General features: G+C 48.8%; 1 protein-coding gene. It reads left to right on the forward strand.

What is annotated here, in order from left to right; all coding sequences use genetic code 11:
• On the forward strand, nt 1-1,247 hold a 1,247-nt coding region (locus A3729_RS07445; protein ID WP_156497767.1), incomplete at both ends, for a DUF5011 domain-containing protein.

Consider the following 1,247-nt stretch of genomic DNA (forward strand, 5'->3'; position numbering starts at 1 on the left):
GTGGGACAGTCGATGCGAATATCGCGGGTACCTACACCCTGTCTTACAACGTTACCGACCTACAAAGCAATGCTGCACCCACGGTTACCAGAGACGTAATCGTTGCCGATAGAACCGGCCCCGTGATTACTCTACTTGGCAGCGCTACAGTTAATGTAGAGCAAGGCGCGACATACACGGATGCGGGTGCTACGGCATCAGATGCCATTGATGGTGACTTAAGCTCCAACATTGTGCTTGGTGGTGCAGTTAATACCAGCGTAAGTGGAAGCTATACCCTTACTTACAACGTTAGTGACGCCTCAGGCAACGCTTCGACGCAAGTCTCGCGAACTGTTATTGTTAGTGACATGACTGCGCCGGTAATCAGCTTAGTCGGCACAGACCCGCTCAATCATGAAGTAGGCACCATATTCCTCGATCCAGGCGCTATCGCCTCAGATAATATTGATGGTGATATTTCAGCAAATATTGGAGTTACAGGCTCAGTAGATGCCAACACTGTCGGCGCTTATATCTTGTCATATAACGCTTCTGATGCAGCAGGCAATGCCGCAACCACGGTTAATAGAACTGTAAACGTTGCCAATACTGGCGCACCAACCATCACCATGTCTGGTGCCAACCCACTTAATCATGAGCTAAATACAATTTACACCGACCAGGGTGCGACTGCATCAGACGTAGTCGATGATGACGCTACGCTTAGCGCAGCAATTGTCACCATTAACAACGTGAATGAAAATGTCGCAGGCACATACACGGTCACTTACGATGTGACAGACTCTGGTGGAAACCCTGCCGCACAACAAGTCCGAACAGTTAATGTCGGCGACTTTACTGCACCAATGATAACTCTAATTGGCAACACAACCGTAAATATTGAACTTGGCTCAAGCTATACCGATGCAGGCTCAAGTGCGACAGATAATATTGATGGCGACCTGAGCTCCAGTATTATTTCAAGCGGAACAGTCAACCCTCTTGCGACTGGAACATATGTAATTAGCTATGACGTAAGTGATGCAGCTGGGAACAATGCCGTACAGCTTACGCGAACAGTAATCGTCACCGATACTACCGCACCGGTTATCACATTACTTGGCTCGGCAAGCATCAACCATGAACAAGGAACTGCTTATAGCGACCGTGGCGCCAGTGCTACAGACAATACTGACGGTGATATCACCGCCAGCATCACTGTATCCGGTTTTGTCGATGCAAATGCCGCTGGCACATACACTCTC

This window comes from Oleiphilus sp. HI0043, from assembly GCF_001634935.1.